The organism is Candidatus Acidiferrales bacterium (assembly GCA_036514995.1).
GTDB lineage: Bacteria > Acidobacteriota > Terriglobia > Acidiferrales > DATBWB01 > DATBWB01.
In genome coordinates, this window is sequence record DATBWB010000201.1 from 1 (window position 1) to 22387 (window position 22387).

At 60.7% G+C, this 22387-nt stretch carries 26 protein-coding genes; 10 read left to right on the plus strand and 16 right to left on the minus strand.

What is annotated here, in order from left to right:
- Nucleotides 1-149 precede the first annotated feature (149 nt).
- The 3 genes from VIH17_13000 to VIH17_13010 are packed head-to-tail and all read right to left on the minus strand — an operon-like array spanning nucleotide 150 to nucleotide 2636.
- Nucleotides 150-1097: an NAD(P)-dependent oxidoreductase gene (locus VIH17_13000; protein HEY4684148.1), complete on the minus strand. Its 948-nt coding sequence runs from the start codon at nucleotides 1095-1097 to the stop codon at nucleotides 150-152.
- 46 nt (nucleotides 1098-1143) lie between these two features.
- Nucleotides 1144-2157 (minus strand): DUF362 domain-containing protein, encoded by a 1014-nt coding sequence (locus VIH17_13005; GenBank protein HEY4684149.1) that lies wholly within the window; start codon nucleotides 2155-2157, stop codon nucleotides 1144-1146.
- 2 nt (nucleotides 2158-2159) lie between these two features.
- Complete coding sequence (locus VIH17_13010; GenBank protein HEY4684150.1) at nucleotides 2160-2636, minus strand: flavin reductase family protein; 477 nt, start codon at nucleotides 2634-2636, stop codon at nucleotides 2160-2162.
- A gap of 259 nt (nucleotides 2637-2895) precedes the next feature.
- Between VIH17_13010 and trxB the strand changes: the two genes are divergently transcribed.
- From trxB to VIH17_13030, 4 genes are all read left to right on the plus strand, one after another.
- A complete protein-coding gene (trxB, locus tag VIH17_13015) occupies nucleotides 2896-3819 on the plus strand; it encodes a thioredoxin-disulfide reductase (GenBank protein HEY4684151.1) in 924 nt (307 codons plus the stop codon).
- Between the two features lie 3 nt (nucleotides 3820-3822).
- Nucleotides 3823-4821 (plus strand): aldo/keto reductase, encoded by a 999-nt coding sequence (locus VIH17_13020; GenBank protein HEY4684152.1) that lies wholly within the window; start codon nucleotides 3823-3825, stop codon nucleotides 4819-4821.
- A gap of 32 nt (nucleotides 4822-4853) precedes the next feature.
- Nucleotides 4854-5765, plus strand: coding sequence for a proline dehydrogenase family protein (locus tag VIH17_13025; protein HEY4684153.1), 912 nt, complete (start codon nucleotides 4854-4856; stop codon nucleotides 5763-5765).
- 174 nt (nucleotides 5766-5939) lie between these two features.
- Complete coding sequence (locus VIH17_13030) at nucleotides 5940-6152, plus strand: hypothetical protein (protein HEY4684154.1); 213 nt, start codon at nucleotides 5940-5942, stop codon at nucleotides 6150-6152.
- A gap of 105 nt (nucleotides 6153-6257) precedes the next feature.
- Here VIH17_13030 and VIH17_13035 read toward each other — a convergent pair whose 3' ends face one another.
- Entirely contained in the window at nucleotides 6258-6887 is a 630-nt protein-coding gene (locus VIH17_13035) for an O-methyltransferase (protein ID HEY4684155.1), read from the minus strand.
- Nucleotides 6888-6992: 105 nt separating this feature from the next.
- Here VIH17_13035 and VIH17_13040 point away from each other — a divergent pair, with 105 nt between their 5' ends.
- On the plus strand, nucleotides 6993-7220 hold the full coding sequence (locus tag VIH17_13040) for a hypothetical protein (protein ID HEY4684156.1): 228 nt from the start codon (nucleotides 6993-6995) through the stop codon (nucleotides 7218-7220).
- Between the two features lie 126 nt (nucleotides 7221-7346).
- Here VIH17_13040 and VIH17_13045 read toward each other — a convergent pair whose 3' ends face one another.
- From VIH17_13045 to VIH17_13060, 4 genes are all read right to left on the minus strand, one after another.
- Nucleotides 7347-8057: a metal-dependent hydrolase gene (locus VIH17_13045; protein HEY4684157.1), complete on the minus strand. Its 711-nt coding sequence runs from the start codon at nucleotides 8055-8057 to the stop codon at nucleotides 7347-7349.
- Between the two features lie 35 nt (nucleotides 8058-8092).
- Nucleotides 8093-8611, minus strand: coding sequence for a TlpA disulfide reductase family protein (locus tag VIH17_13050; GenBank protein ID HEY4684158.1), 519 nt, complete (start codon nucleotides 8609-8611; stop codon nucleotides 8093-8095).
- A 363-nt stretch (nucleotides 8612-8974) separates the two neighbouring features.
- Nucleotides 8975-9577, minus strand: coding sequence for a redoxin domain-containing protein (locus VIH17_13055; protein HEY4684159.1), 603 nt, complete (start codon nucleotides 9575-9577; stop codon nucleotides 8975-8977).
- Nucleotides 9578-9596: 19 nt separating this feature from the next.
- Nucleotides 9597-9944 (minus strand): rhodanese-like domain-containing protein, encoded by a 348-nt coding sequence (locus VIH17_13060; protein ID HEY4684160.1) that lies wholly within the window; start codon nucleotides 9942-9944, stop codon nucleotides 9597-9599.
- Between the two features lie 250 nt (nucleotides 9945-10194).
- Between VIH17_13060 and VIH17_13065 the strand changes: the two genes are divergently transcribed.
- The 3 genes from VIH17_13065 to VIH17_13075 all read left to right on the plus strand — a co-directional run bounded on the left by VIH17_13065 (nucleotide 10195) and on the right by VIH17_13075 (nucleotide 12207).
- Nucleotides 10195-11403, plus strand: a complete 1209-nt coding sequence (locus VIH17_13065) for an NAD(P)/FAD-dependent oxidoreductase (protein HEY4684161.1) — start codon at nucleotides 10195-10197, stop codon at nucleotides 11401-11403.
- A gap of 108 nt (nucleotides 11404-11511) precedes the next feature.
- Nucleotides 11512-11802, plus strand: a complete 291-nt coding sequence (locus tag VIH17_13070; GenBank protein ID HEY4684162.1) for a hypothetical protein — start codon at nucleotides 11512-11514, stop codon at nucleotides 11800-11802.
- 126 nt (nucleotides 11803-11928) lie between these two features.
- On the plus strand, nucleotides 11929-12207 hold the full coding sequence (locus VIH17_13075) for a ferredoxin family protein (GenBank protein ID HEY4684163.1): 279 nt from the start codon (nucleotides 11929-11931) through the stop codon (nucleotides 12205-12207).
- Between the two features lie 52 nt (nucleotides 12208-12259).
- Here the strand turns inward: VIH17_13075 and VIH17_13080 are convergent, their stop codons facing one another.
- The 3 genes from VIH17_13080 to VIH17_13090 all read right to left on the minus strand — a co-directional run bounded on the left by VIH17_13080 (nucleotide 12260) and on the right by VIH17_13090 (nucleotide 13747).
- A complete protein-coding gene (locus VIH17_13080) occupies nucleotides 12260-12565 on the minus strand; it encodes a metal-sulfur cluster assembly factor (GenBank protein ID HEY4684164.1) in 306 nt (101 codons plus the stop codon).
- A 102-nt stretch (nucleotides 12566-12667) separates the two neighbouring features.
- Nucleotides 12668-13126 carry an Rrf2 family transcriptional regulator gene (locus tag VIH17_13085; GenBank protein HEY4684165.1) on the minus strand — a complete coding sequence of 153 codons (459 nt, stop codon included), beginning with the start codon at nucleotides 13124-13126 and terminating at the stop codon, nucleotides 12668-12670.
- A gap of 267 nt (nucleotides 13127-13393) precedes the next feature.
- On the minus strand, nucleotides 13394-13747 hold the full coding sequence (locus VIH17_13090; GenBank protein ID HEY4684166.1) for a DUF309 domain-containing protein: 354 nt from the start codon (nucleotides 13745-13747) through the stop codon (nucleotides 13394-13396).
- A gap of 221 nt (nucleotides 13748-13968) precedes the next feature.
- Between VIH17_13090 and VIH17_13095 the strand changes: the two genes are divergently transcribed.
- Complete coding sequence (locus VIH17_13095) at nucleotides 13969-14586, plus strand: sulfite oxidase-like oxidoreductase (GenBank protein ID HEY4684167.1); 618 nt, start codon at nucleotides 13969-13971, stop codon at nucleotides 14584-14586.
- A 242-nt stretch (nucleotides 14587-14828) separates the two neighbouring features.
- Here the strand turns inward: VIH17_13095 and VIH17_13100 are convergent, their stop codons facing one another.
- A complete protein-coding gene (locus VIH17_13100) occupies nucleotides 14829-15467 on the minus strand; it encodes a metalloregulator ArsR/SmtB family transcription factor (protein HEY4684168.1) in 639 nt (212 codons plus the stop codon).
- Between the two features lie 152 nt (nucleotides 15468-15619).
- On the opposite strand from VIH17_13100, the gene VIH17_13105 reads away from it, so the two are divergent.
- Complete coding sequence (locus tag VIH17_13105) at nucleotides 15620-16000, plus strand: hypothetical protein (GenBank protein ID HEY4684169.1); 381 nt, start codon at nucleotides 15620-15622, stop codon at nucleotides 15998-16000.
- Nucleotides 16001-16186: 186 nt separating this feature from the next.
- On the opposite strand, the gene VIH17_13110 is transcribed toward VIH17_13105, so the two are convergent.
- The 4 genes from VIH17_13110 to mreD form a co-directional block, all read right to left on the minus strand.
- On the minus strand, nucleotides 16187-18682 hold the full coding sequence (locus VIH17_13110) for an Rne/Rng family ribonuclease (GenBank protein ID HEY4684170.1): 2496 nt from the start codon (nucleotides 18680-18682) through the stop codon (nucleotides 16187-16189).
- Nucleotides 18683-18867: 185 nt separating this feature from the next.
- Entirely contained in the window at nucleotides 18868-19956 is a 1089-nt protein-coding gene (rodA, locus tag VIH17_13115) for a rod shape-determining protein RodA (protein ID HEY4684171.1), read from the minus strand.
- A gap of 2 nt (nucleotides 19957-19958) precedes the next feature.
- A complete protein-coding gene (mrdA, locus tag VIH17_13120; GenBank protein HEY4684172.1) occupies nucleotides 19959-21842 on the minus strand; it encodes a penicillin-binding protein 2 in 1884 nt (627 codons plus the stop codon).
- A 30-nt stretch (nucleotides 21843-21872) separates the two neighbouring features.
- On the minus strand, nucleotides 21873-22385 hold the full coding sequence (gene mreD / locus VIH17_13125) for a rod shape-determining protein MreD (GenBank protein ID HEY4684173.1): 513 nt from the start codon (nucleotides 22383-22385) through the stop codon (nucleotides 21873-21875).
- Nucleotides 22386-22387: the final 2 nt, after the last annotated feature.

A 22387-nucleotide genomic window follows, 5' to 3' on the forward strand; every position in this document is an offset into this window, starting at 1 on the left:
CCCATCCCGCCCGGCAATTGTTGCCAGCTTGGCAACTGATATACGTAGCGCCGGCCTCTGGCCGGCATTGTTCATGTCGTGGGGGAATGCCCGCCCGGAGGCGGGGGCTACAGTCGCGCATTCCGTTCTCGGCCGGGGCAGGTCTCCGCCTAGAGCAGCGACAGACCATCGCGCAGGGTGGGCAAGGCAAGCTGCGGGAGCAATTCCTTCTTCATGCGAGACGTGTCCATGACCGAGGACGCCATACCGATCCGGATGAAGTCTCGGGTCAGTGGGGACGCAGTTCTGAAGATCGTTGCAAAAGCCTCGCAGAACCAGGCGGCCGCGTAGAAAGACCATCTGGGCGCTCGCCACGGCTTCGGAAAGCCCCAATGCGTGGCCACGGTGTCCAGAAATTCTTGTAAGGTAAGGGGCTGGTCGTCGCCAAGGTTATAAATGCCAGAGATATTCGTTCCTTCCACTGCGGATCGAACGCAGCGGAGGAAATCCGGCAGGGCCAGCAGGTGAGTCCAGGTGGGTCCCTTCCAGACCGCAAGCAAGCGGTGCTGAAGCAGCCAGCGCGCTGCATCCATCATTTTGATCCCGCGAGCATAGATCATTCCCACCCGCAGGGAGATCGGCACCATATCTTTTCCTGCGCACGCAGCAAAGAGATGCTTTTCTGCGGCGAGGCGTGTCCGAGCATGTACGGAGGTCGGGTTCCCCTCAAGGTGTCCCAGCGCAGGCTTCCCGGGCGAGGATTCCCCCTCCACATGAGGAAAGCTGATGAGGATGAATTTCCGGATACCGGCGGACAGAGAAGCAGCCACTATATTCCGCACATACTCGACGTTTGTTTTCGGCAGGAACTTTTCCGGTCTAGGCGCGAAGAGAAGCCCGGCGAAATGAACGATGCAATCAATCCCGCCGCACAGCCCGGAAAGTGTCCGCTGGTTACCGAGGTCGGCCTGGACGACGGAGACATTCGGCAAGGCCGCCAAATTGAATGGCAGTGGCTTGCGGTGGATGAGAAGCCGCAGCTCGTGCGGGCTATCCAGCAACGACCGAGCTAGGTGCGAGCCGAGGTTTCCCGCCGCACCGGTGATCAGGATTCTCATTTTGAGGGAAGGCGTGCCTCAGAGGGAGCTACCGCCTGATCCCTTCCTAGCCCTGGGCAAGAATCGGGCGAAGAGAATCGGCGGCAGCCTTGCTTGCCTCATCGGCAGTGACCAGCTCGATCTCGGCCGTCGAGCGCGCGCCGAGGTTAAGCTCAGCGGCGCGTCGGAGTTGCTCGACGTCAAAAATCTTTCCCGTCAATCGGGGGCTCGAGAACTTCTTCAGGATGGCCACACCCACGGCATCGAGCGCCACGCGATCCCGGCTGGCCAGCATCAATCCCGGCTTGACCGTCGTCCCGGCCTCCGGGCCGCCGTCAATGAAGGCCTCGATACCGTCCATGACGACGAGCGCCGGCCGATAGAGCGTGTTGATTTCCGCGATCATGCGGCGCTGGTTGGGGGAGGTGTGCAGCTCTTCCATGTAGTTGTAGCCGTCGCGCACCGAGTATTTCGCGACCATACCGACGGAATTCTTCAGGCTCATCGTGATGTGCCCGCCAAAGCGATGCGTCTTCAAGCAGCAAAGCTGCACGATGGGGTCGCTTCCAAGAAACATCCTGGGAATTTCCACTCCGCGCGACCAGTGACCCCCTTCGAGTTGCGCGTGCGACCATTCGTCCGCGCGGAGCGACTCAAGCGGCACCACGCGAAAGCCCAACTTTTTGGCGAGTTCCTCAAAGCCTTTTCGTTCCATGACGCGCGGGGTATTGCCCATGCCGCTCCGGTCGGCCACCACGATTTCCCGCGTTCCGCGGCCGCGCAATTCGGCAACGACGGTTTCGAGCGCTGTGATGTGCGTGGAACCGGGAAACTCGTGGGCGCTGTTGCAGTTGGGCTTGATGAGGACGCGACTCGGATTGCCGGCCGGCCAGCCGATGAGCGCGGCTGCCCGGCGGATGCCTTCGGAACGATCCGCCGCGGCGACAATCGCCACCCTGGACTTCTGTGTTGCGGCGCGAAGCCAGGGCACCCAGCGAGTGGCCAGAAAACCGCCGCTCGTCGCAATCGTCCATTTGACAAAATTCCGCCGATCGCCCGGGGAAGATTCTGGTTGCCCCATCTTCATCCTCCGTAGTTGAACCCGGCTTCTCGAAGAGTGAGCGGCGCTTCCTCGCGGCGGAGGCCGGCATTGACCACCTCGGCGACATAGACGGTGTGGTCGCCGCGCTCCATGCGATCGAGGACGCGACACTCGAAGAACGCGGGAGCGTCCACGAGCAACGGCGCTCCTGTCTCGCCGTCTTCGAAAACGTATCCGTTGAGCGTGTTGCCGTCAACCCGGACCGTCTTGAAAAACGCCGTCGCCATTTTCTTTTGCGACTTGCCGATCACATGGACAGCGAAAACCTTGCTCGCCTCAATCGTCTCGTGCAGGGTGCTGTCCACCTGGATGGCTGCCATCACCAGGGGCGGGTGGAACGAGGACTGGGAGAGCCAGTTGACGGTGCCGGTGGCGATCTTGCTGCCCGCGCGCGAGGTGCAGACATAGAGCCCGTAGGAGATCATCCGCAGCGACTTCTTCTTGGCTTCCGCATCCATTCTATTGTGCCGCCCGCATCCGTAGATCGTGGGCCGGCTGCCTCTCCGGCACATCCTTATGTTTTGGCAGCGAGAAAGTTGTCCGCCAAAATTGCAAGAAGCATTATCGGCGAGAGATTGCGCGCGGCGCAACTCAAAAAAGCGCCGCGTGGCCTTTGTTGGCGACCATGTTGTAGAATGAACCGCGAGTCGAAGGCGATGTATTGGAGCGGTGAAAATCCCCGGCACCATAGCCGTGTCCGCCACGGCGGAGAGGAAAATGGTTCAAAACGTAATCGTCATAGGGTCGGGCTGCGCGGGCTTGACGGCAGCGATCTATGCCGCGCGCGCTAACTTGAAGCCGCTCGTCATTGACGGCTACGAGCCGGGCGGCCAGCTCAGTCTCACCACCATGGTCGAGAATTATCCGGGGTTTAGCGACGGTATTCTTGGCCCCGACCTGATCGAAAACATGCGCAAGCAGGCGCAACGCTTCGGCGCGGAGTTTCGCAGCGGGGCGGTGGCCAAAGTCGATCTTTCGAAAAGGCCGTTTCTCATCGAGGCCGGCAAGGAGAGCTATGAGGCAAAGGCGCTCATTGTCGCCGCTGGCGCTTCGGCCCGGCTGCTGGGCCTCGAATCGGAGCGCCAACTCCTTGGCCACGGCGTTTCCACCTGCGCTACCTGCGACGGATATTTTTTCCGCGGCAAGGAGGTGGTGGTGGTGGGTGGCGGCGATTCGGCGATGGAAGAGGGAACGTTTCTGACCAAATTCGCCTCCCGCGTCACCATCGTGCATCGCCGGGAGGCCTTGCGCGCCAGCAAGATCATGCAAGATCGCGCATACAAGAATGAAAAAATTTCCTTCGCCTGGAACAGCGCCGTGGAAGATATCCTGGATGTTGCGAAAGGCGCGGTGGAGGGAGTCCGGCTGAAAAACTTGAAGACGGGCCAGACGACCGTAAAGGCGTGCGATGGCGTCTTTATTGCCATCGGCCATGAACCCAATACCAAAGTCTTCCGCGGGCAGCTCGAAATGGACCAGGCCGGATACCTCATCACGCATAATGGATCGAAGACAAACGTGCCGGGAGTCTTTGCTGCCGGCGACGTGCAGGACCACATCTATCGCCAGGCGGTGACGGCGGCGGGGAGCGGCTGCATGGCCGCCATGGACGCCGAGCGCTTTCTGGAAGCCGCCCACTAGTCCATGCACTATCGCGTTTTCGGGAAAGCCGGAGTCAAAGTCTCTGAAATCGGGCTCGGAACCTGGGCCATGGGCGGGCCGGCGGAGGTGGACGGCAAGCCCATCGGCTGGGGACCCGCCGATGACGGGGAGTCGTTGCGTGCGCTGCATCGCGCCCGGGAGCTGGGCGTCAATTTTTTTGACACGGCTGACGTCTATGGCTTTGGCCACAGCGAAGAGTTGCTCGGCCGGGCTTTCGCGGGGGATTGGCAGAAAATTTACGTCGCCAGCAAGGTCGGCAACCGCCGCTACCCGGGCGGGCAGACGACCAAAGATTTCACCCGCGGCTACGTCCTGGCGGCCTGCGACTCGAGCCTCAAGCGCCTCCAGAAAGAGTGCCTTGACCTCTATCAACTCCACAACCCTTCGCTCGAGGTGCTGAGGAGCGGCGATTGGCCGGAAAGCATGGAAGAGCTGCAGAAGGCCGGAAAGATTCGCTGGTACGGGGCTTCGGTCACTTCGGTAGAAGAGGGGCAAGCCTTCCTGGATCGGGGCAAGGGCCATAGCTTGCAACTCCTTTACAATCTCCTCCGGCAGGAAGCGGCTCAGGTTTTCGAGCAAGCGCTGGGCAAGAACATTGCCATCATCGCTCGTGTGCCGCTCTATTTCGGTTTGCTTGCGGGCAAGATGACTGCCGGGACGCGCTTCCCGCCCGATGATCATCGTTCCCAGCGGTTTTCTCCTGAGGTGCTGGAGCAAGAGCTGGCCAAGCTGGCCAAACTGGAATTTCTGAAGGGCGCGGGCTACAGCTTGGCTCAGATCGCGCTCAAGTTTGCGGTCAGCGACGCAGCCGTGGCCACCACCATCCCGGGAGCGCGGCGCGTCGCACAGGTGGAGGAGAACTGCTCCGCCTCCGATGGCAACTTGCTCAAGCGGGAGTGGTTGGAGAAAATAAAAGAACTGCACGCCCGGAATTTTGATCTTTCCCTCGGCGGCATGAAACCCCACGGCCCCGCCCGGTGAACCGCCAGCGCCCGAGAGGAGCGCTCTTAAGAATGTTCCGCAATCTTCTGCTCTATCTGGCCGAGCATCCCGGCGCCAAAAAATTCGTCCTTTCAAGCAAGACGGCCCGGCAACTTTCCCGCCGGTTTGTGGCCGGCGAAAAACTGGCCGATGCCTTATCGGCGGCTGCGGCGCTCAATCGCGTCGGCATGACGGCCACGCTCGATCGCCTGGGCGAAAATGTTCATACGGAAGCCGAAGCGCGCGACGCTGCCGGCGCCTATCTCGGCATCTTCGACCGCATTCGAGAGGCAGGCGTGAACAGCAACGTCTCCATCAAACTGACGCAGCTCGGCCTCGACCTGGACAGCAACCTCTGCCGGTCCAGTGTGGCTGAAATCGCCCGCCGCGCCGAGCGCCACGGGAGTTTTTTGCGCATTGACATGGAAGGTTCGGCGCATACCGAGCGGACGCTTCAGCTCTTCCGGGAGGTGCGCGATCACAGCCCGGCGGTCGGGATTGTGATCCAATCCTATCTTTATCGAAGTGAAAGCGATGTCCGAGACCTCCTCAGGGCGGGCGCGCGCATCCGCTTGTGCAAAGGTGCCTACAAGGAGCCGAGAGAGATCGCGTTTCCCCAAAAGCGTCAGGTGAACGAAAACTTTGTCAAGCTGATGAAGATGTTGCTCGATAGCGGCTTCTATCACGCCATCGCCACTCACGACCCGCGCATGATTGACGCGACCACAAACTACGCCGCACAGCAGAAGATCGGCAGGGACCGTTTTGAGTTTCAGATGCTCTACGGGATTCGCCGCGACCTGCAACAGCAGTTGGTGCGAGACGGCTATCGGATGAGGATCTACATTCCCTACGGCACGGAGTGGTTTCCCTACTTCATGCGCCGCCTGGCCGAGCGGCCGGCCAATCTGTTCTTCGTCCTGAAGAATATTTTGCGGCGCTAGTGCTTTCCAATAGGACACGAAACTCGAAAATCGAAAAACGAAATTCGGAGATGTTGATCACGACTGAATCTTTTATTTCGAGTTTCGGATTTCGGGTTTCTCATCGAGAACAGAGGGAACCTTGGCCCCGCCGTATTCGTATTTGAGTAACAGATAGGGCAGTCGAGGTGTCTTATGAAGTGGCTGGTGATGATTCCGGCAGCGCTGTGCGGGCTGGGCGTTGCCCTGTTTGTCGGTTGCGTGGTGGCGTTTGCGCTGGGCGTGGCGGCGTTGGCCACGCTCGCCGCTATCGGCGCAGTCCTCCTTGTGCTGGCGGTGAAACTGCTCTTTCCGGCGGTGTTGGTGCTCCTGGCGGTCTTTTTGCTCGCGCGCTTGTTCAGGAGGTAAAGCCGGCTTTAAACCATCTTCTGGATGTGAACCTCCCCCTCCCCGCGGGAAGCGTGCCGTTCGTTGCTCTTGAAATCCACCGCTTCTATGGTCGCGAGCGGCGCGTTACACCTTGCGGCAAACGGCGACGCCGTCGCGCAGAGGCAGGATCGTTGATACCAATTGGCGGGAGGAGTAGAGGAGGCGGTTGAAGCGTTGAATGCCGCGAGTATCCGGATCCGAGGTTTTTCGGGTCACGCGCCCGGACCACAAGACATTGTCCGTGATGAAAAGCCCGCCGCGGCGCAGGCGAGGGACCGCCAGGCGGAAAACTTGCGGGTAGTAATGCTTATCCACGTCGTTGAAAATCAGGTCAAACGTGCCGCCCACATCCTGGATCAGGTCGAGCGAATTCCCGACCAGGATTTTGATGCGGCCGGCTACACCGGCCCGGCGAAAATATTCGCGGGCGCGCCTGGCATTGGCCGGGTCGCCGTCGGTGTAATAGACGGTAGCGCCCCTGCCCGCTGCCCGCGCCAGCCAGATGGTCGAGTAGCCGATCGCTGAACCCATCTCAAAAATCCGCCGCGCCCGGATCAATTGCACCAGGAGATAAAGAAGACGGCCAACCGCCGGCCCGACGATGGGGACATCGTGGCGCCGGGCATAGTCTTCCATCTCAGCCAGCACGCGATCGCGCCTCGGGAGAAGCCCATAAAAATATTTTTCGACGCGGGCGTCGGTAATTCCACTCATGGAAAGCAGCTAGTTCCGTGACCGGCGGACTTCCGCATACTCGCCACCAGCTATGGTGCGGGCCTTCACAGGTCTATTTGGGAGAAAATACACCCAGGTTTTAACGTGCTGACCGCCGTGCAGGCGGACATCGGTTATGCGGCGAACGAAGAGGGAGTCGTCTGGTCGATCTGGATAGAATTCCTCCACCTTGTCAAGCTCTCTGAGTTGCTTCTCGCCATCAAGAAGCTCGTACGCTTCTCCTTCGATCTCGTCGTGTGGAGAAGAAGACGGCAGAGCACCAGGAAATTCTCCCAGATCGTACAGGCGTCCGCGAACTCTTCCCTTTCCTAGATAGCGCACGGACCTCTTGCCCAGGCGAAGATGGAGAGGAAATCCGCGACGCAGCGTCCCATAGACAAACAGCTTGTGACAACGGCGGTTCATCTTACTTAGCGTATCCCAAATCTTTCAAAAGTGTTAGGCGAGCGTGCCGCCGGGCTTCATGGCGATGATCTCAAGCCCGGGGATGTCCCGCGTCAGCTCGCGGAGTTCGTCGGGCCTGCCGGTGAGCGGCGGAAAAGTGCCGAAGTGCATGGGGATGACCGCCTTCACTCCGAGCAGGCGAATGGCATAAGCCGCCTCGCGCGGGCTCATCGTAAAAAGGTCGCCGATGGGCAGCATCGCCAGTTCCGGCCGGTAAAGCTCAGCGATGATCTTCATGTCGCCGAAAACGTTCGTGTCGCCGGCGTGGTAGGCGACCAGGCCGTTCGGGAAGCGGATTATGTAGCCGCAGGCTTCGCCGCCGTAAATGATCTTGCCGTCATCGAGGATGCCGCAGCTATGCTCGGCATGGACCATGGTGACCTCAACCGGGCCGGCCTTCTGCGTGCCGCCCTTGTTCATGGCCGAGCAATTGGTCACTCCCTTCGACTCGAGCCAGTTGCAGGTTTCGTAGATGCCGACGACGGTGGGTTTGTGTTTCCTGGCGATGGCCACGGCGTCGGCGATGTGATCAAAGTGGCCGTGGGTGATCAGCATGACGTCCACACGGTCGAATTGCTTCAAGCTTTCCGGGCAGGCCGGATTGCCCGCCACCCAGGGATCGATGAGAACCTTGGCGCCTTCCGGCGTTTGAGCAAGAAACGTGGCATGCCCCAGCCAGGTCAATTTCACTCCTCGTGTGTTCACGGCCAGCCTCCTGGTGTCGGGCGCGGGCCCCGATTCTATCGCGGCGGGCGGTCTGCCCCGCGAGGATGGGGCAAGAAATCTCGGACGGCGGCGTCGAAAGAGTCCGGCGTTTGTTCCCCGACCAGCGAACGTACTCGCTTGCCGGTGATGTCATACACAAAACTTGCCGGCAATGCTCCTGACCAGCCCGCATCCACCGCGTTGATGAACTCCTCGTCACCGCCTGGCTTCTTGAGATAGGTGGGGAAAGAGGGTTTCTGCTGGCCAAGAAATTTTCGCACCTGCGGGAAAGCGGAGGGAAGGTCAATCGAAACGGCGACAACCACCAGCCCGCGATGGCGGTAGCGTTCCAGGAGGTTGTTGAGCCAGCCAAATTCCTGCCGGCAGGGCTCACACCAGGTGGCCCAAAAGTTGACCAGCACCACCTGACCACGATGGCGGGCAAGCAGCCTCGCGAAGCCCCGGCGGTCGAGCAAGCCCGCCGCGGCGGGCAGTGGAGCAAGAGCCGCTCCTTTGGCCGTTGCTTCCTTCTGCTCTGCGCGTGTCTCCGCCACTGCGGTTGCTTCCGGCAACCGGAAGCGGGCCCGCCCTGATGGAGTCGGCGCCTGCCCCGATAAGATCGGGGCAAGCACGAACACCGTCCAGAGCATTGGGTGGGAAGGTCGCTTGCCAGATGTCATCTTCGACCGAGAAGCATTCAAGGGACGAGACCAATCGCCCGCCGCGGCGGGCTTGATCGAACGCGACAGCGCGCTCTCAAAGAGGTGAAATTGTAGTCGTAATGAAGCGGAGACGCCAGCCCCCGAAGAATACTCGAAAATCGCGGCGGGCACAAAATTGTGCCGAGGCAGCGCAGTTTCGAAATTCGAAAATCGGGGCCGACTCGGCGTCTCCCATCGCCCCAGCATTCTCCGGCGCTACACGCGTTTAATGGTGCAACCGAACGCCTTGGTTCGGGGGCTCGAAACTGGCTGGCCGGCAAGCACAGCCTCAAGGGCAGCGCGAGCGTCTTGCGAACGGATGCCGGAAGGCTCCTGGCTGTCGTCAATCCGGCCGTGGTAGCGCAGCACCCAATGGGCATCGAGCAAATAGACTTCCGGGGTGACGGAGGCGCCCAGATAGTCGGCCACCCGGTTGCCGGGGTCTTTGACGATCAGGAAGTTCAAACCCTTTTCGCGGGCATGCTGGCTCGCTTCCTGGGGTGGTTCGTTGCGATTGGCGTTGATGCCGATGAATTGCACGCCGCGCGCGCCATATTCCCGCGCCAGGGCGGCCATGCGCTCGTTGTAGGCGTTGGAGACGGGGCAGCGGGTGGAAACAAAGATGATCGCAACCGCCGCATGGCCCTTGAAATCGTACAGGGACAGCGGGTTGCTGGAGAGATCCGTCAGACGGACGTTCTCGATTGTGTTTGCGATTGCCACTTTCGCCGCGGGTGCCTGGGCGCGCATGCGTTGCCAGGCGAAGACAGCCGCCAGGACAAGAACCAGCAGCAGAAGGAGCATCATGGTTTTGCGCATAGTTACTCCGGATTGGAATTTACCCTCGCTCGCACCAGGCCCGCCAGCCGCCGATGAGAGACATGACGTTGGTGAAGCCCATCTTCTTGAGGCTGGCGGCGGCGAGAGCCGAACGGTTGCCGCCACCGCAGTAAAGGACGATCGCTTCCTCGTAACCCTGTGTCACCGAATCAATCTGTAACTCGAGCACGCCCCGCGGGACAGGCACCGCGTTGCCGATGTGGCCCTGCGCCACCTCGTTCGGCTCGCGCACATCAATGAGCGTGAAATTATCCTGCCCGGTAAGCAGCTTCTTAAGATCATCCACGGTGATCTCTTTGATCTCCTTCTTGGCTTCGTCCACCAATTTCATGAATTGAGGCAGCATATCCCCTCCCCGGATGGCAACTTTCTTGGGAACCGATTTGATTGTAACGGCCGGAAGTGTCCGAGGCAAGGGCATCGCCCCACCGTGCGATCCCGGAGACGCCTTTGATCGGCCCGCCGAACGGCCACCCACTGCCCATCATCTCCGTCTCCACAATGCACCTGGCGGGCAAGCTGCCCGGGCGAACGCTTGGCGGCGCGTTGCCGGGTCGCCGGGCGTGTGCTAGGCTTATTTTCTTTTGGGTGACACCTTGTTGCCTTTCTACGACATCATTGTGATTGGTGCCGGGCCGGCGGGTTCGACGGCGGCGAAGCTCGCGGCCGACCGCGGCTGGCACACCCTTCTGGTGGACAAGGCGCGTTTTCCACGGCACAAGACGTGCGCGAGCTGGGTCAACCGGCTGGCTTTCGAGCGTTTTCCCTATCTCAAAGCCAGCCAGGAGCGGCTGGTTGATTGCCCTTTCTTTGGCATTCGCTTTTGGGATGCGGCGTTGAAGCGCAAGGCGGAATACGCGGAAGCCAGGCCGTCAGGCTATCTCACCCTGCGACAGAAGTTCGATTTCGGATTGAAAGAGATCGCCGTGGCTGCTGGCGCAGAATTTCGCGAGGGAAGCGGCATCGCCGAGCTCAAACAAGATGATAACTGCGTAAGCATCCGGCTCGAGGGTGGCGAGGAATTTCGCGGGCGAGTCCTGATCGGGGCTGACGGGGCGAACAGCAAGGTGGCGGCGCTCGCCGGCATGCGCCAGGGCTGGGGTGAAAAAGAAGCGGTGCTTTGCGCCAACGAAGACGTGCCGTATGCGCCCGAAAAGATCCGGGAGTTCTACGGCTCGCCCGATTCGGGCTCGCGCTGGCCCCGATTGTATCGGGGCTGGCCCATTCTGGTCGGGTTGCAGTTCGATGGTTTGACGGGCTACGGCTGGGTTTTTCCCAAGCCCGCGCACATCTGCGTGGGGATTGGCGGGCGCGTGCCGCGAGGCGAGCGGATCCAGGATTGGTATCGCCGCTTCCTGGAAGCCTCCAAACGAGCCGGCCTGATTCCCCCTGACCTTGCCTCCGAGGAAGTGCACTACGCGGTGGACCCGGCGGGGGCGGTGAACAAAGGCGGGTTGCTGGTGCGGGGTCGAGTCATGCTGGTTGGCGACGCCGGCGGATTTGTTTCCGGCACGACGGGAGAGGGAATCTATCCGGCCATGGAAAGCGCTCGAGTGGCGATGGAAGCGGTCGCCGGCGCTCACCAGGCGAGAGATTTCTCGGGCGAGCTGGCGGGATATCAGACGGCCTGGCGGCCACGGCTTGGCTCCTATTTGCGCGGTTTGCCGGGCGACCAGAAGCGCGAGGCGACTCTCCATCGCATGGAATGGATTTTTCGTTCGCCCCTTGCTGCGGGCGCCGCCGGACGGATTTTTCTTTACGGCGAATCGGTTGCGCGCGGTCTTTGGCGCTCGCTTATTGCTTGAGACTCGGACCTTTTCGGCTATCTGAAGAAGCGCAGCTTTTTATGTTATATTGAGCGGATTGCGGGGCAAGCGTCCGGCAGAGGGGTCGAGAACAAAGGAGCAGGTCGCATGGCGGCGCGGGATGAAGTTCGAGAGTTGATCGTGAAATCGTTTGTGGACATTGTCCGCTGCAACGAACGCAATCTGCCCATCCGCGAGCAGGACTTGATGTTGCTGGAAAGCCACCTGAACTGGGAACTGGCGCCGGAATCAGTCGAGCGCTGGGCGAGCGAGATGAAGATCAGCGAGCAAGACCTGAAGTTCTACAAGGAAATCTTCCAGCACTGCTACGAACACTTCACGGAAGACCTGAAGGAGCTGAAGGAAGCCGTCGGGGAAGACCCGAGCATGGAGCGTTGACCAGTTTGCCGGTAACATTGCCATGTGGCAGGGTTCATGCTATAAAAACTTGAGGGTTCTTCCGACAGTCCAGGCGGGAGGGTCGGGGATCATTCGACAGATTACGGAACCAAGGAGCGCCCGAAAATGGCATACGTAATTGCCGAGCCTTGCATCGGAACCAAAGACAGCGCGTGCGTCGATGTCTGCCCGGTGGACTGCATCCACCCGCGCAAGGATGAAGCGTCCTTTGCGGACGAGACGCAACTTTACATCCATCCTGACGAGTGCATCGACTGCGGCGCCTGCGTGCCGGTCTGCCCGGTGACAGCGATTTTTGCTCTGGAGGATTTGCCTGAGAAGTGGGCCAACTACGCCCAGATCAACACCGACTGGTACAAGAAGCAAACGACCGGCGCATCATAGCCTCTGCGGATCACCCCCACCCTGCCAAGAGCAAGAGTGGACGGGGGACGGCCTAAAGGCCGATTCCCAGTTTTTGTTTTGCTTCCGCGCTCATCCGGCTGGGCTCCCACGGGGGGTCCCAGACGATCTCCACGTTGGCCTCGCCAACACCCGGGATCTGCGACAGTTGATATTTCACGTTGTCGCTGATCATTCCGTGCGACGGGCAGCCCTGCGCCGTAAGCGTCATCTTCACGTTGACGTTGTTGCCGTCGATTTGCACGCCGTAAATCAGCCCGAGATCTACGATGTTGATCGGAATCTCCGGGTCATAACAGTTGTGGAGAGCATCCATCACCTGTTGCTCGCTAAGCGGCATCGAAACACCTCACTCCAAGATTCGGTCCATTCTATCGGAATTGCCTGCGGGAGTAAACGCGACCCAGTGGCTTCAGGAGGGTTTCCTGCTCTCGCGGCGACCTCAAATTTCGTACATCAAGTAGTCGGATTTGCGGACCACGCCGGCAAGGGTGCGCTTTTTGACTTCGTCGAACGTGGTGCCGAAGAGGATGCCCTCGACGGCGTTCTGGACATCGCGCCAGACAGCCTTCAACCCGCAGGATTCGATCTCCGGGCAGGTGTATTCGCCCGTCGCCACCTCTTCACTGCAACCCGCCTGCGAAAACTTGCCGTCCACGGTGGCGAGCACTTGGCCCACTGAGATTTGATCCGGAGGCTTGGCAAGCTGATAGCCGCCCTTCACGCCCCGGCGGCTTTGCAATAGGCCGGCCTTCTTGAGCGTCAGCAGGATATGTTCGAGATACTTGACCGGGATGCTGTGCTGCTGGGCAATGTCCTGGATGGTGACGACTTCGGGGTGCTTGAAAGAGAGATAGAGCACCGCCTTGGCGGCATATTCGCCCTTGGCACTGATGCGCATGGTGCCTCCCTGGAATCTCTACTGTTAAGGTCTAGAATCTCATGATCCCTTTGGTCTGTCAACAGATACGAATCTCGTGTGCCGGAATAGAGTTTTTCCACCACACGCGCGTGTGCATAGAGGTTACGCGACCCTATCGGATGTCACCATCGTTCTCAGATTCGCTGGCAGGGTGCCCAAAAGGGCTTGGGCGCCATTCCCGATGCAAAAAGCTAGAGAATCCGAATTTCAAAGCTTATCGGCACATGACTCGAAAGGATCCGGAATTCAGGAATGACGGTTGAGCAGGAGAGGGAACTCGGGCTCGGGGGCGCTCGCCGACTCGACCTGCGTTTGCCAGCGCCGAACAGAAGAAATGAGCCGCAAAACGTCAAGCTCCGGATGCTGCTGGGAATGTTTGTCGAGCTTTTCCAGGCCGGCGCGGGTAAGCGATTGGGCGCCGAGAAGGTTTCCGCGCTGGTAATGATGGAACCCGGCCGCCACCTGGATCAGGCCTTGCAAAAAGGTTTTCTCCGGTTCGGCTGCCTCCAGCCAGATCTCTTCCCAAACCTCGTGCGCCAGAAAAAATTCGCGGCGATTGAAGTGTTCCACGCCGCGGCGAAAGATTGCCGTTTCGCTCATGCCCCTTCCGGGATCCCATCATAGCAAAAGGGGAGAAGGCATGGCACGTGCAGCGGCGCAAGTTGACGGTTGAGCTTGCCCTCGCTCTCTCGTAGAATGGTTTCTCACATTACACGAGAGAAGCCAGCTTATGGAGCCGAGCAATCGGTCGGGCGGCGGCCAATAGGGAAAGGCGAGCCACGGCCAAATCAGGGCTGGCAGGCCTTGCGGCGGGCAACGGAATGAATATCTTCGCGAACAATCAGGAACGCAAGAAGCTGGAGGAAGAAAGGCGGAAAGAGGGCCGGCTGCCACCGGGGCAGAGCTTGACGCTCAAGTGGCCGGTGCTGCACTACGGCATGGTGCCGCGCTTCGACCAGGAACGCTGGGATTTTCGCATTTTTGGTCTGGTCGGGAATATGGTTCGGCTGCGCTACGATGAGTTTCTGGAGCTGCCTCACGCGGAGGTCACCGCCGATTTCCATTGCGTGACCCGTTGGAGCCGGTTTGACAACCGCTGGGAGGGCATCCCCTTCCAGGAAGTGCTGAAGCTGGCGCCACCGAAGCCCGAAGCGCGCTACGTGATGGTGCACGCCGAGCAGGGTTTCAGCGCTAATGTTCCTCTCAAGGATTTGAACCGGCCGCAAGTGCTCTTTGCCTACAAACATGACGGCGAGCTGCTTGCGCCAGAGCATGGATATCCGTTGCGGCTGGTGGTGCCTCATCTCTACTCCTGGAAAAGCGTGAAGTGGGTGCGGGGCCTCGAGTTCATGGACCGGGATGCCTGCGGCTTTTGGGAGCAAAACGGGTATCACATGTACGGCGACCCGTGGCGCGAGCAGCGGTACGATACCGACTGATTGCCTGACCGAGGGCGCAACTGATCCCGCTGGACGCCCCGCGTGGACCAGCAGGCGGGGCCGTCGCGGCGCGCAGGGCCGGATTACATCTCGCCCGGCCAAAAAAGGCTTCTTTCAACCCCTCCCCAAGTGATCGCCCCTACGACGGAACAAGTCCTGAGAGGTTCAAGAGGACAAGCCTCGTCGCGAAGCCTCGGGACGGACGAGTGATGGTTCCTTGAGAGAAAGGACGGGGAAGGCCGCTAAGCGTGGTTACCGCGGTGGCGCCGAAAGGGTGTGACCAGGTAGGAACAACGCGGATCGCCTTGGAGCCGATGTTCGGTGCGGATGACCCGGGCGCCGAGCAGTTTACGCATCATCTCGAGCTCGCACTCGCAAATCACCGGGCATCGCCGGCTCACTTCAGAAAGGGCGCAATTGTGCTCAATCAGGCGGAGACCCTTCCCGCGCTGCACGCGGTACTCCGCCATATAGCCCTGTTCGGTCAGGGCCTTGGCGAGTTCGCTGACGCGCCCGGAAAGCGTTTTGCCGGCCAGCCGCGGGGCAATCTCGCCGGCGTTTTTCTCGCCGATATGTTCGAGGAGGCGCTTGACCTGCTGGGGCCTACTGGCGCGAGAGACCTCGTCGAGAAGCTGGATCGCCAGGCGATCGTAGGTATGCGGGAATTGGGCTTCCCCCTTGACGGTGAGCGAATAGCGCAGGACCGGCCGCCCGCGGGGCTGGCGGCTCATGCCGGCCGAGATCATTCCCTCGCCTTGCAGGGAAGAGATGTGGCGCCGGACCGCCATGCCGGAGATTTCGAGGGAAACGGCCAGTTGGGAGACGGTACACTGCGGATGGCGCTTGATCAGTTCGAGAACGCGCTGCCGGGTTGTTTCCATGGGCGTCTTGGAGACCCTTTTCGAGTAAAGTATAGCACAGATCTTGCCCGCAAGTCGCCTTTACCGATTTTTTAAACGGATATATTGACAAAATGTCGCGCCGGTGGTAGTGTTTGCTTGGACGTTAGCCTCGGGCGCCCAAGGGAGCACTTATGCCGGTTGCGCGAAGAAAAGGCAAGCCACGACGCCGGCGTCGTCGGCGCGTGAATATGCAGGGCGTTTGCGAGGGCAAGCTCACGCTGACATCCACTCCGGGAATGCTCTTTGATCCCCGGCGAACGTTTGGCATGTCCTGGGGTGGGATTCCCATGGGGGGAGCTGACCCGGTGAAAATTCGCCGGCCAGTGCAGGTTTCGCTCGACGACAGCGTCAAGGACTGGAAAGCCAATCCGGCGGCGCGCGCTCTCCTCTGGCCGCTGTTGCACAACGGCGAAAAGCGCTTGCGCGACATTGAATTGGATGAAGGGAGCCGGCATCGGTTGCTGCTCTCGCTGCTTGCCATCAAGCGAGAATCGCCGGTGACGAACAATTGACGGCCGTTTCCCAAAGGCCCGGAGGAGTGGCTTTCTGTTTTTTGCTTTCCCCGGCGTCTAGCTAGCGGGCCTTTAACCCCACCAAACAACACCATCATCGGGCTGCCGGGTTGAACCAGCCACGGCGCGTGCGCGGCGACGCTTCAGCGTGAACGGGGCAGGCCAACCGCTCGGCTCCCATGCGGGTCAGTAGATCTCAAATTGTTCCCAACCCATCATCGGGTCGGTCTGGATGATGATGTTTTTGCGGGTGATGGCTTCGAGCTCTTCCACCAGAGCGGACTCGCGACCCTTGAGCGCCTTGGCGATTTCGGGATGGGCGCGGACAGTCAGGCTGGGACCGTCAATCTCGCCGGCCATCTTCCTTGCCTCATCCAGAACTTCGTAGCAGATCGTCGGAATGGACTTGACCATCCCGGAGCCGGTGCAATAGGGGCAGGGCTGGCAAAGGGTTCGCTCCAGCGACTGCTTGGTGCGCTTGCGGGTGATGGCGACCAGGCCGAAATCATTGAAGGCAAGAATCTTGGAGGGAGACTTGTCCTCGCGGAGCGCGTCTTCGAGCGCCAGCATCACCTTTTGCCGGTTCTTGCGCTCTTCCATATCAATGAAATCGATGACGATAATCCCGCCCAGGTCCCGCAGGCGAATCTGCCGGACAATTTCCTTGACCGCTTCGAGGTTGGTTTTAGCAATGGTATCTTCGAGCCGGGTGGAACCTCTGCCGACGAACTTTCCGGTGTTGACATCAATCGCCACCAGAGCTTCGGTGTGGTTGATGACGATGTAGCCGCCGGACTTCAGCCAAACCTTGGGCCGGAGCGCCTTGTCAATCTCCTGTTGGATACCCATCTCTTCAAAGATGGGCGTGCTCCGGGTGTAGAGCTTGACCCGGTTGACGAGACTGGATTGAAAGCGGTTCACAAACTCCACCACCCGCGCGTACTCCTCCTCGTTGTCGAGCCAGACGGCAGTGAAATCGGACGTGACCTGGTCGCGCAGAATACGCTCAATCAGATCGAGGTCGCGGTGGAGCAGCGAGGGCGAGGACATGCGCTCCGCCTTTTGTCGAATATCGCTCCAGAGTTTCGATAGATAGTCAATGTCCGCCTGAATCTCCGCGTCCGAGTGCCCGCCGGCCGCCGTGCGCACGATGAAGCCGCCCGTCAGGCTCCCTTTGGCTTGCAAGACCAGGCGCCGCAACCGCGCTCGTTCCTCCTCGGAACCGATCTTGCGCGATACGCCGATGTGTTCCACCGTCGGCATGTAAACCAGGTAACGGCCGGGCAGCGCCACGTGGGAGGTGATGCGGGCCCCCTTCTTGCCGAGCGGTTCTTTGGCAATCTGCACAATGATTTCGTTTCCGGGCTTGAGCATCTCATTGATCGGCGGCAGGCGGCGCGGCTCGCGGGCCACCCGGTCTCCCTGACGACCGCGCATACGGCCCTGGCCGCCGCGACGACCTCGCTGCTCGAAGCGCGGTCGGCTGGACGGTCCGCGCACGATGGCCTTCATTTCTCGTTCCTCTTCCGGAATGGTCTCGGGCTCCGGTGGCGCCACCATGGCCGACTGTTTTTTCTCTTCCCTCGCCTCCACCGCCGAAGCCAATGCCTCGGCTTCCAGGTCATCGGTGGGGATGTTGTCTTCAGGGGGATAGTTTCCCCCCCGGCGGGATTCTTCCCCGGCTTCCTGAGATGCCTCTTCCTCCGTTTTCTCGATCTCTCCGGCGCCTCCTCGCACCACCTCCGCCTGGTGCTCCTCGGGCGACACATTCTTCAGGGCTTCTTTCCTCCCGGGCGTCTGCTGCCCCCATTCCATTGCCTCCAGCTCCGTCGGCGAAACGGGTGCGGGCAATTCGGCCCCTGCCGGTGCCGGCGGGGCAACCGGCTCGCGCGGCCGGGGAGCGGGTACGGTTCCTGCCCGAAGGGTTGGGGGAGGTTCGGGAAGGGGCACAGGAACAGCTTGTTGAATACCCTCCGGCCGCACCGCTGCTTCCTTGGGGATTTCGATCGGCGGAGCCGAGGGGACAGACGGGGTGGGCTGGACACCTCGATATTTGGCCAGAGATTCGCCCGGAAGAATGATTGGTTCGTAGCCCCGGGTCGGTTCCAACGGCTGGCGATCGCGGGGTTGCTCGTAACGCCGCGTCGGATCAGAGCTGCGCGGGGGAGCGAACTTGCTCTCGGGCAATCCCTGGCCGCGCCGGCCGCGCCCGCCACGACGCCCCCGCTGACGTCCGTGCCGTCCACCACGATCGTCGAAGCCTCGGTCACGGGGTGGCGGAGCGAGGTTGCCGCCAGGCGGTGGCCCGGGCGGCGGGGCTGCGGCTACCGGCGCGGGCGGGGTTACCGCCGGGGCCGGGGGTGGCTCGACTGGGGCGAAAACAGTCCCGCCCTGCTCGGCCATCTTGGTGACCTTATCTTCGACGGTGGTGACGATGCGGTCGTACTCTTCGATGTCTTCGACAAAGTCAGAAACGTAGAGGAAGCCGTCGCGGTCCAGGCCTATGTCCACAAAGGCCGACTGCATCCCGGGCAGGACGCGGGTGACGCGACCCTTGTAGATGCTGCCGACAAGCGCATATTCCTTTTCGCGTTCGACATAGATTTCAACTGCCTGGCCGTCTTCGGTGATGGCCACTTTCGTCTCGTGGGGAGACGAGGAGATGATCAATTCTTTCGACATGGAAATAACTTGGAGAGAACGAGCGTAGCGCCGCCGAGTCTGAGGGCGGCCTCGGCCGCGTAGGCGACCCCGACGCGCCCGCATGGGACAAGCCGGGAGGTTTTCCGCGCGCGATCAACTGCGTCATCGCTCGTGCCTCGACAATCCTTTCTCTGCCCATATGGGCAAAAACTTTCGCCCCGGCGTCAATTGACGAAGCGGCGCATGCGCACCGCCATCACCATCCCCAGGGCCATAAAGGTGAAAAGCGTGGCCGCGCCGCCGTAGCTCAACAGGGGCAACGGAATGCCGGTGACCGGCATATAGCCAATCACCATGGCCACGTTCACCAGAATGTGAAAAGCCAAAATGCCCAACACGCCCATCACCACAAACATCCCCGCTCGATCACTTGCTGTCTGGGCGTTGTGAACCAAGCGCAACAAAATCCCCAAATAAAGAAGCAGGGTCACCAAGACGCCTGCAAACCCAAACTCCTCGGCCAGAGCCGCATAAATGAAATCATTGTGGCGCTCCGGCACGAATCCGAGCTGGTTTTGTGTGCCCTTCTGCAGACCCTTGCCCCAAAATCCGCCCGAGCCCACAGCGATCTTCGACTGGAGGATTTGATAACCCGCACCTTGCGGGCTCTCCTCCGGATGCACAAAGGTCATCAGCCGGTCGCGCTGATAGGGCTTCAAAACGTGCCAGCCCGCCGGGAGCAAAAGCCCGGCGAGGACGGCCACGATCGCCGCGTGCTTCCAATGCACGCCTGCCAAAAATGCCCCCACCACCGCGGCCGGCACCAACGCCATCGCCGTGCCAAGGTTCGGCTGGAGCAAGATCAGCCCCGCTGGAACACCAACCAGACCGCCAACCTTGGCGAGGTCGCTGAACGACAGCCTGTCGGTCGTAACCTCGCTCAAATAACGGGCCAGCACCACAATTATAACCAATTTGGCAAGCTCCGACACCTGGAATTGCTGCCCAAGCACGGGCAGCCACCTCCTGGCGCCCAACCGGGTGTGTCCGAATGCCAGAACCAGGACCAGCCCGCCCAGGGCCAAAAGGTACAGGGTCGGTGCCTGTTCGAGCACGGTATGGTAGTCCACGCGTGAGAGAATCACCATCAAGACCAGGCCAAGACCTACCCAGGCAAGCTGCCGGGTGGCCATGCCTGCGAACCGTCCAGAGTGCGTGGCCGAATAGATCTCGAGAATCCCAACGCCCGCCAAGGCCAGGGCAAACCCCAGCAGCCACCAATCAAAGTCTCGCCATGTAGCGTAGCGTCTCATGGTCACTCCGCCGCCTGGCTGACCCCGGCCAGGCGGGGCTCAAGTTCCTGGATGCGACGAAGCTCGACCCGGTAGTCGGGTCCGAGTTGGCGGGCTTTCTTGTCATAGTGGGCACGAACCAGATCGCGGGCGACGGTGGCGGCCAGCGAACCATGCTCGCCGTGTTCAATCAAGACGGCGACGACGATTTCCGGGTTGTGTCGCGGCGCAAAGCCGACGAACCAGGCATTGTGGGCAAGGTTCCGACGGGTCCTGCCTTGCGCTTTTTTGCGGCCGGGTTCGCTGATGAGCTGGGCCGTGCCGGTCTTACCGCAGAATTCAATGCCCTGGAGGCGGGAGGCGGCAGCCGTGCCGTATTCGTTCACCACGCCCCACATTCCCAGGGTAACCGCTTCCACAGTGCTTTCCTGGAGCGGGAACCGTTCGATCAGCGCGGGCGGGAGGTTGGCGCGGGCGGCGGCATTATCCATCACCAGGCGGGGTCGAACAAAGAGACCCCCGGAAGCGATGCCGCCAATGGCGCGGGCCAACTGGATCGGAGTAACCTGCACCGCCCCTTGCCCGATGGCAACCGAGATCGTCTCCCCCGGCCACCAGCGCTGCTTGAAGCGGCGCATCTTCCAATCCTCGGAGGGAATCAGGCCTGCTTCTTCGCCGGGAAGATCAATGCCGGTCGAGTGGCCGAGCCCGAATTTGCCGGCGTAGTAGGCGATGCGATCAATGCCAAGGATCTTTCCAACGTTGTAGAAGAAAACGTCGCAGGATTCGGTGATCGCGCGGTGGAAGCTGACCACGCCATGCGGCCGCCAGCACTGAAAAATATTGCCGTAGAAACTGGCTGCGCCCGAGCAATCAACGCTGAAGCCCGGCCGCAACGCCTTGGTTTCCATCGCGGCCGCGGCCAGGATGACTTTGAAGACCGAACCCGGAGCCAGTTGCGCTTGGATGGCGCGATTCAGCAACGGATGATCCCGGTCATCATTCAGCGCTTTCCAATCCTCGGGCTTGATGCGCACGGCGAAAAGGTTGGGGTCGGGCGCTGGCTGGCTGACCATCGCCAGCACCTCGCCGTTGCGCGGGTCGAGCGCGACGACGGCGCCCTTGCGCTTGGCCATTGCCTCCTCGGCCACGACCTGCAAATCATAATCAATGGTCAACTTGAGGGGGCGTCCGGGGAGTGCCTCTTTTTGCTGCAGGCGGCCGACTTCCTTGCCGGCGCTGTTTACCACCGCGCGCCGCATCCCGTCCTGACCCATCAACACGTCGTTATATTGCCGCTCCAGCCCCGACTTGCCGACAAAATCGCCCGGACGGTAGCGATCGTTTTGCTTCAATTGTTCGGGAGAAACTTCTCCCACATAGCCGATGGCGTGAGCGAGAAAACTATTGCGTGGATAATGCCGCCGCTGAACCATCACCAGTTCGAGTTCGGGCAGGTCGGCGCGATGGGATTCGACAAAGGCCACGTCAGCGGAGGTGGCTTCTTCTTTGATGACGATCGGGTGGTACTTCGCCACGTCGGCAAATTGCTCGATTCGCTCTTTCAGCGCAGCCGGATCCATGGCAAGTCCCTCAGCGATTTCCCGGAGGTGCTTGCCGCCAGACGCGCCATGGGCCGAGTTTTCACGCAGCATCCAGATGCTGAACGAGGGGTAGTTATCCACCAGGACGCGCCCCTCGCGGTCCAAGATGCGCCCCCGCGGGGCAATGAGAGGCAAATTGCGAATGCGGTTGCGTTCGGCAAGGGCGAGATAGTAGTTCGAGTGCATGACCTGCATGTTCCAGAACGCGGTCATGAGGAGGATGAAGATGAGAACGAGGCCGTATTGAATCGCCGTGAGACGCGTTTGCGGAAGACGGTGCTCGCGCTCGAACCAAAGCGACATCGCTTGCTCTCGCTGCAGGGTCAGGCAGGCTTATGCGGGCTTCTTAAACCTGTCTAGTACGGGGAAGACTAACACAGCCAAGAAAGCGTTGACAAGAGTACCCACGAGCACCCGTGACAAGGACAGCCCGGCCGGCCGCTCCACCAGCCAGCGGTGGAGTCCGGCATAGACCATCTGGTGCAGGAGGTAGAGCAAGGCCCCCATCAGGCAGCGAACGATGGGGTGCTCGGTGTCAATCCGGCCACTCAGCGAGGAGGCCAGAAACCCGACCACCGTCTTGACGATGCCATACATCCCGATGGGTTGGTGGCTGAGCCCATCTTGCATGAGCCCGATAAACGTGCCCATCAACAATCCGTTGGCCGGGTTGCGCCGGGCGAGCCCAAAATAGAGGAGCGCTAACAGGGGTAAATCGAGGACGGCTAAATAGGGGAAGTAGCGGGGAAGAAACGCCTGTAAAAAGAGAGAGATAAAAACGGTGCTGGCAACCATCCAAACCTTGAAGTGGGAGACTTCGAAGGTTTCCTGCCTCGTGCTACCCATCA

What these genes read in the sequence shown, in the direction of transcription:
- VIH17_13000 (HEY4684148.1), bottom strand. Translation starts at nt 1,097, where the DNA reads ATGAGAATCCTGATCACCGGTGCGGCGGGAAACCTCGGCTCGCACCTA.
- VIH17_13005 (HEY4684149.1), bottom strand. Translation starts at nt 2,157, where the DNA reads ATGGGGCAACCAGAATCTTCCCCGGGCGATCGGCGGAATTTTGTCAAA.
- VIH17_13010 (HEY4684150.1), bottom strand. Translation starts at nt 2,636, where the DNA reads ATGGATGCGGAAGCCAAGAAGAAGTCGCTGCGGATGATCTCCTACGGG.
- trxB (HEY4684151.1), top strand. Translation starts at nt 2,896, where the DNA reads ATGGTTCAAAACGTAATCGTCATAGGGTCGGGCTGCGCGGGCTTGACG.
- VIH17_13020 (HEY4684152.1), top strand. Translation starts at nt 3,823, where the DNA reads ATGCACTATCGCGTTTTCGGGAAAGCCGGAGTCAAAGTCTCTGAAATC.
- VIH17_13025 (HEY4684153.1), top strand. Translation starts at nt 4,854, where the DNA reads ATGTTCCGCAATCTTCTGCTCTATCTGGCCGAGCATCCCGGCGCCAAA.
- VIH17_13030 (HEY4684154.1), top strand. Translation starts at nt 5,940, where the DNA reads ATGAAGTGGCTGGTGATGATTCCGGCAGCGCTGTGCGGGCTGGGCGTT.
- VIH17_13035 (HEY4684155.1), bottom strand. Translation starts at nt 6,887, where the DNA reads ATGAGTGGAATTACCGACGCCCGCGTCGAAAAATATTTTTATGGGCTT.
- VIH17_13055 (HEY4684159.1), bottom strand. Translation starts at nt 9,577, where the DNA reads ATGCGCAAAACCATGATGCTCCTTCTGCTGCTGGTTCTTGTCCTGGCG.
- VIH17_13060 (HEY4684160.1), bottom strand. Translation starts at nt 9,944, where the DNA reads ATGCTGCCTCAATTCATGAAATTGGTGGACGAAGCCAAGAAGGAGATC.
- VIH17_13070 (HEY4684162.1), top strand. Translation starts at nt 11,512, where the DNA reads ATGGCGGCGCGGGATGAAGTTCGAGAGTTGATCGTGAAATCGTTTGTG.
- VIH17_13075 (HEY4684163.1), top strand. Translation starts at nt 11,929, where the DNA reads ATGGCATACGTAATTGCCGAGCCTTGCATCGGAACCAAAGACAGCGCG.
- VIH17_13080 (HEY4684164.1), bottom strand. Translation starts at nt 12,565, where the DNA reads ATGCCGCTTAGCGAGCAACAGGTGATGGATGCTCTCCACAACTGTTAT.
- VIH17_13085 (HEY4684165.1), bottom strand. Translation starts at nt 13,126, where the DNA reads ATGCGCATCAGTGCCAAGGGCGAATATGCCGCCAAGGCGGTGCTCTAT.
- VIH17_13090 (HEY4684166.1), bottom strand. Translation starts at nt 13,747, where the DNA reads ATGAGCGAAACGGCAATCTTTCGCCGCGGCGTGGAACACTTCAATCGC.
- VIH17_13095 (HEY4684167.1), top strand. Translation starts at nt 13,969, where the DNA reads ATGAATATCTTCGCGAACAATCAGGAACGCAAGAAGCTGGAGGAAGAA.
- VIH17_13100 (HEY4684168.1), bottom strand. Translation starts at nt 15,467, where the DNA reads ATGGAAACAACCCGGCAGCGCGTTCTCGAACTGATCAAGCGCCATCCG.
- VIH17_13105 (HEY4684169.1), top strand. Translation starts at nt 15,620, where the DNA reads ATGCCGGTTGCGCGAAGAAAAGGCAAGCCACGACGCCGGCGTCGTCGG.
- VIH17_13110 (HEY4684170.1), bottom strand. Translation starts at nt 18,682, where the DNA reads ATGTCGAAAGAATTGATCATCTCCTCGTCTCCCCACGAGACGAAAGTG.
- rodA (HEY4684171.1), bottom strand. Translation starts at nt 19,956, where the DNA reads ATGAGACGCTACGCTACATGGCGAGACTTTGATTGGTGGCTGCTGGGG.
- mrdA (HEY4684172.1), bottom strand. Translation starts at nt 21,842, where the DNA reads ATGTCGCTTTGGTTCGAGCGCGAGCACCGTCTTCCGCAAACGCGTCTC.
- mreD (HEY4684173.1), bottom strand. Translation starts at nt 22,385, where the DNA reads ATGGGTAGCACGAGGCAGGAAACCTTCGAAGTCTCCCACTTCAAGGTT.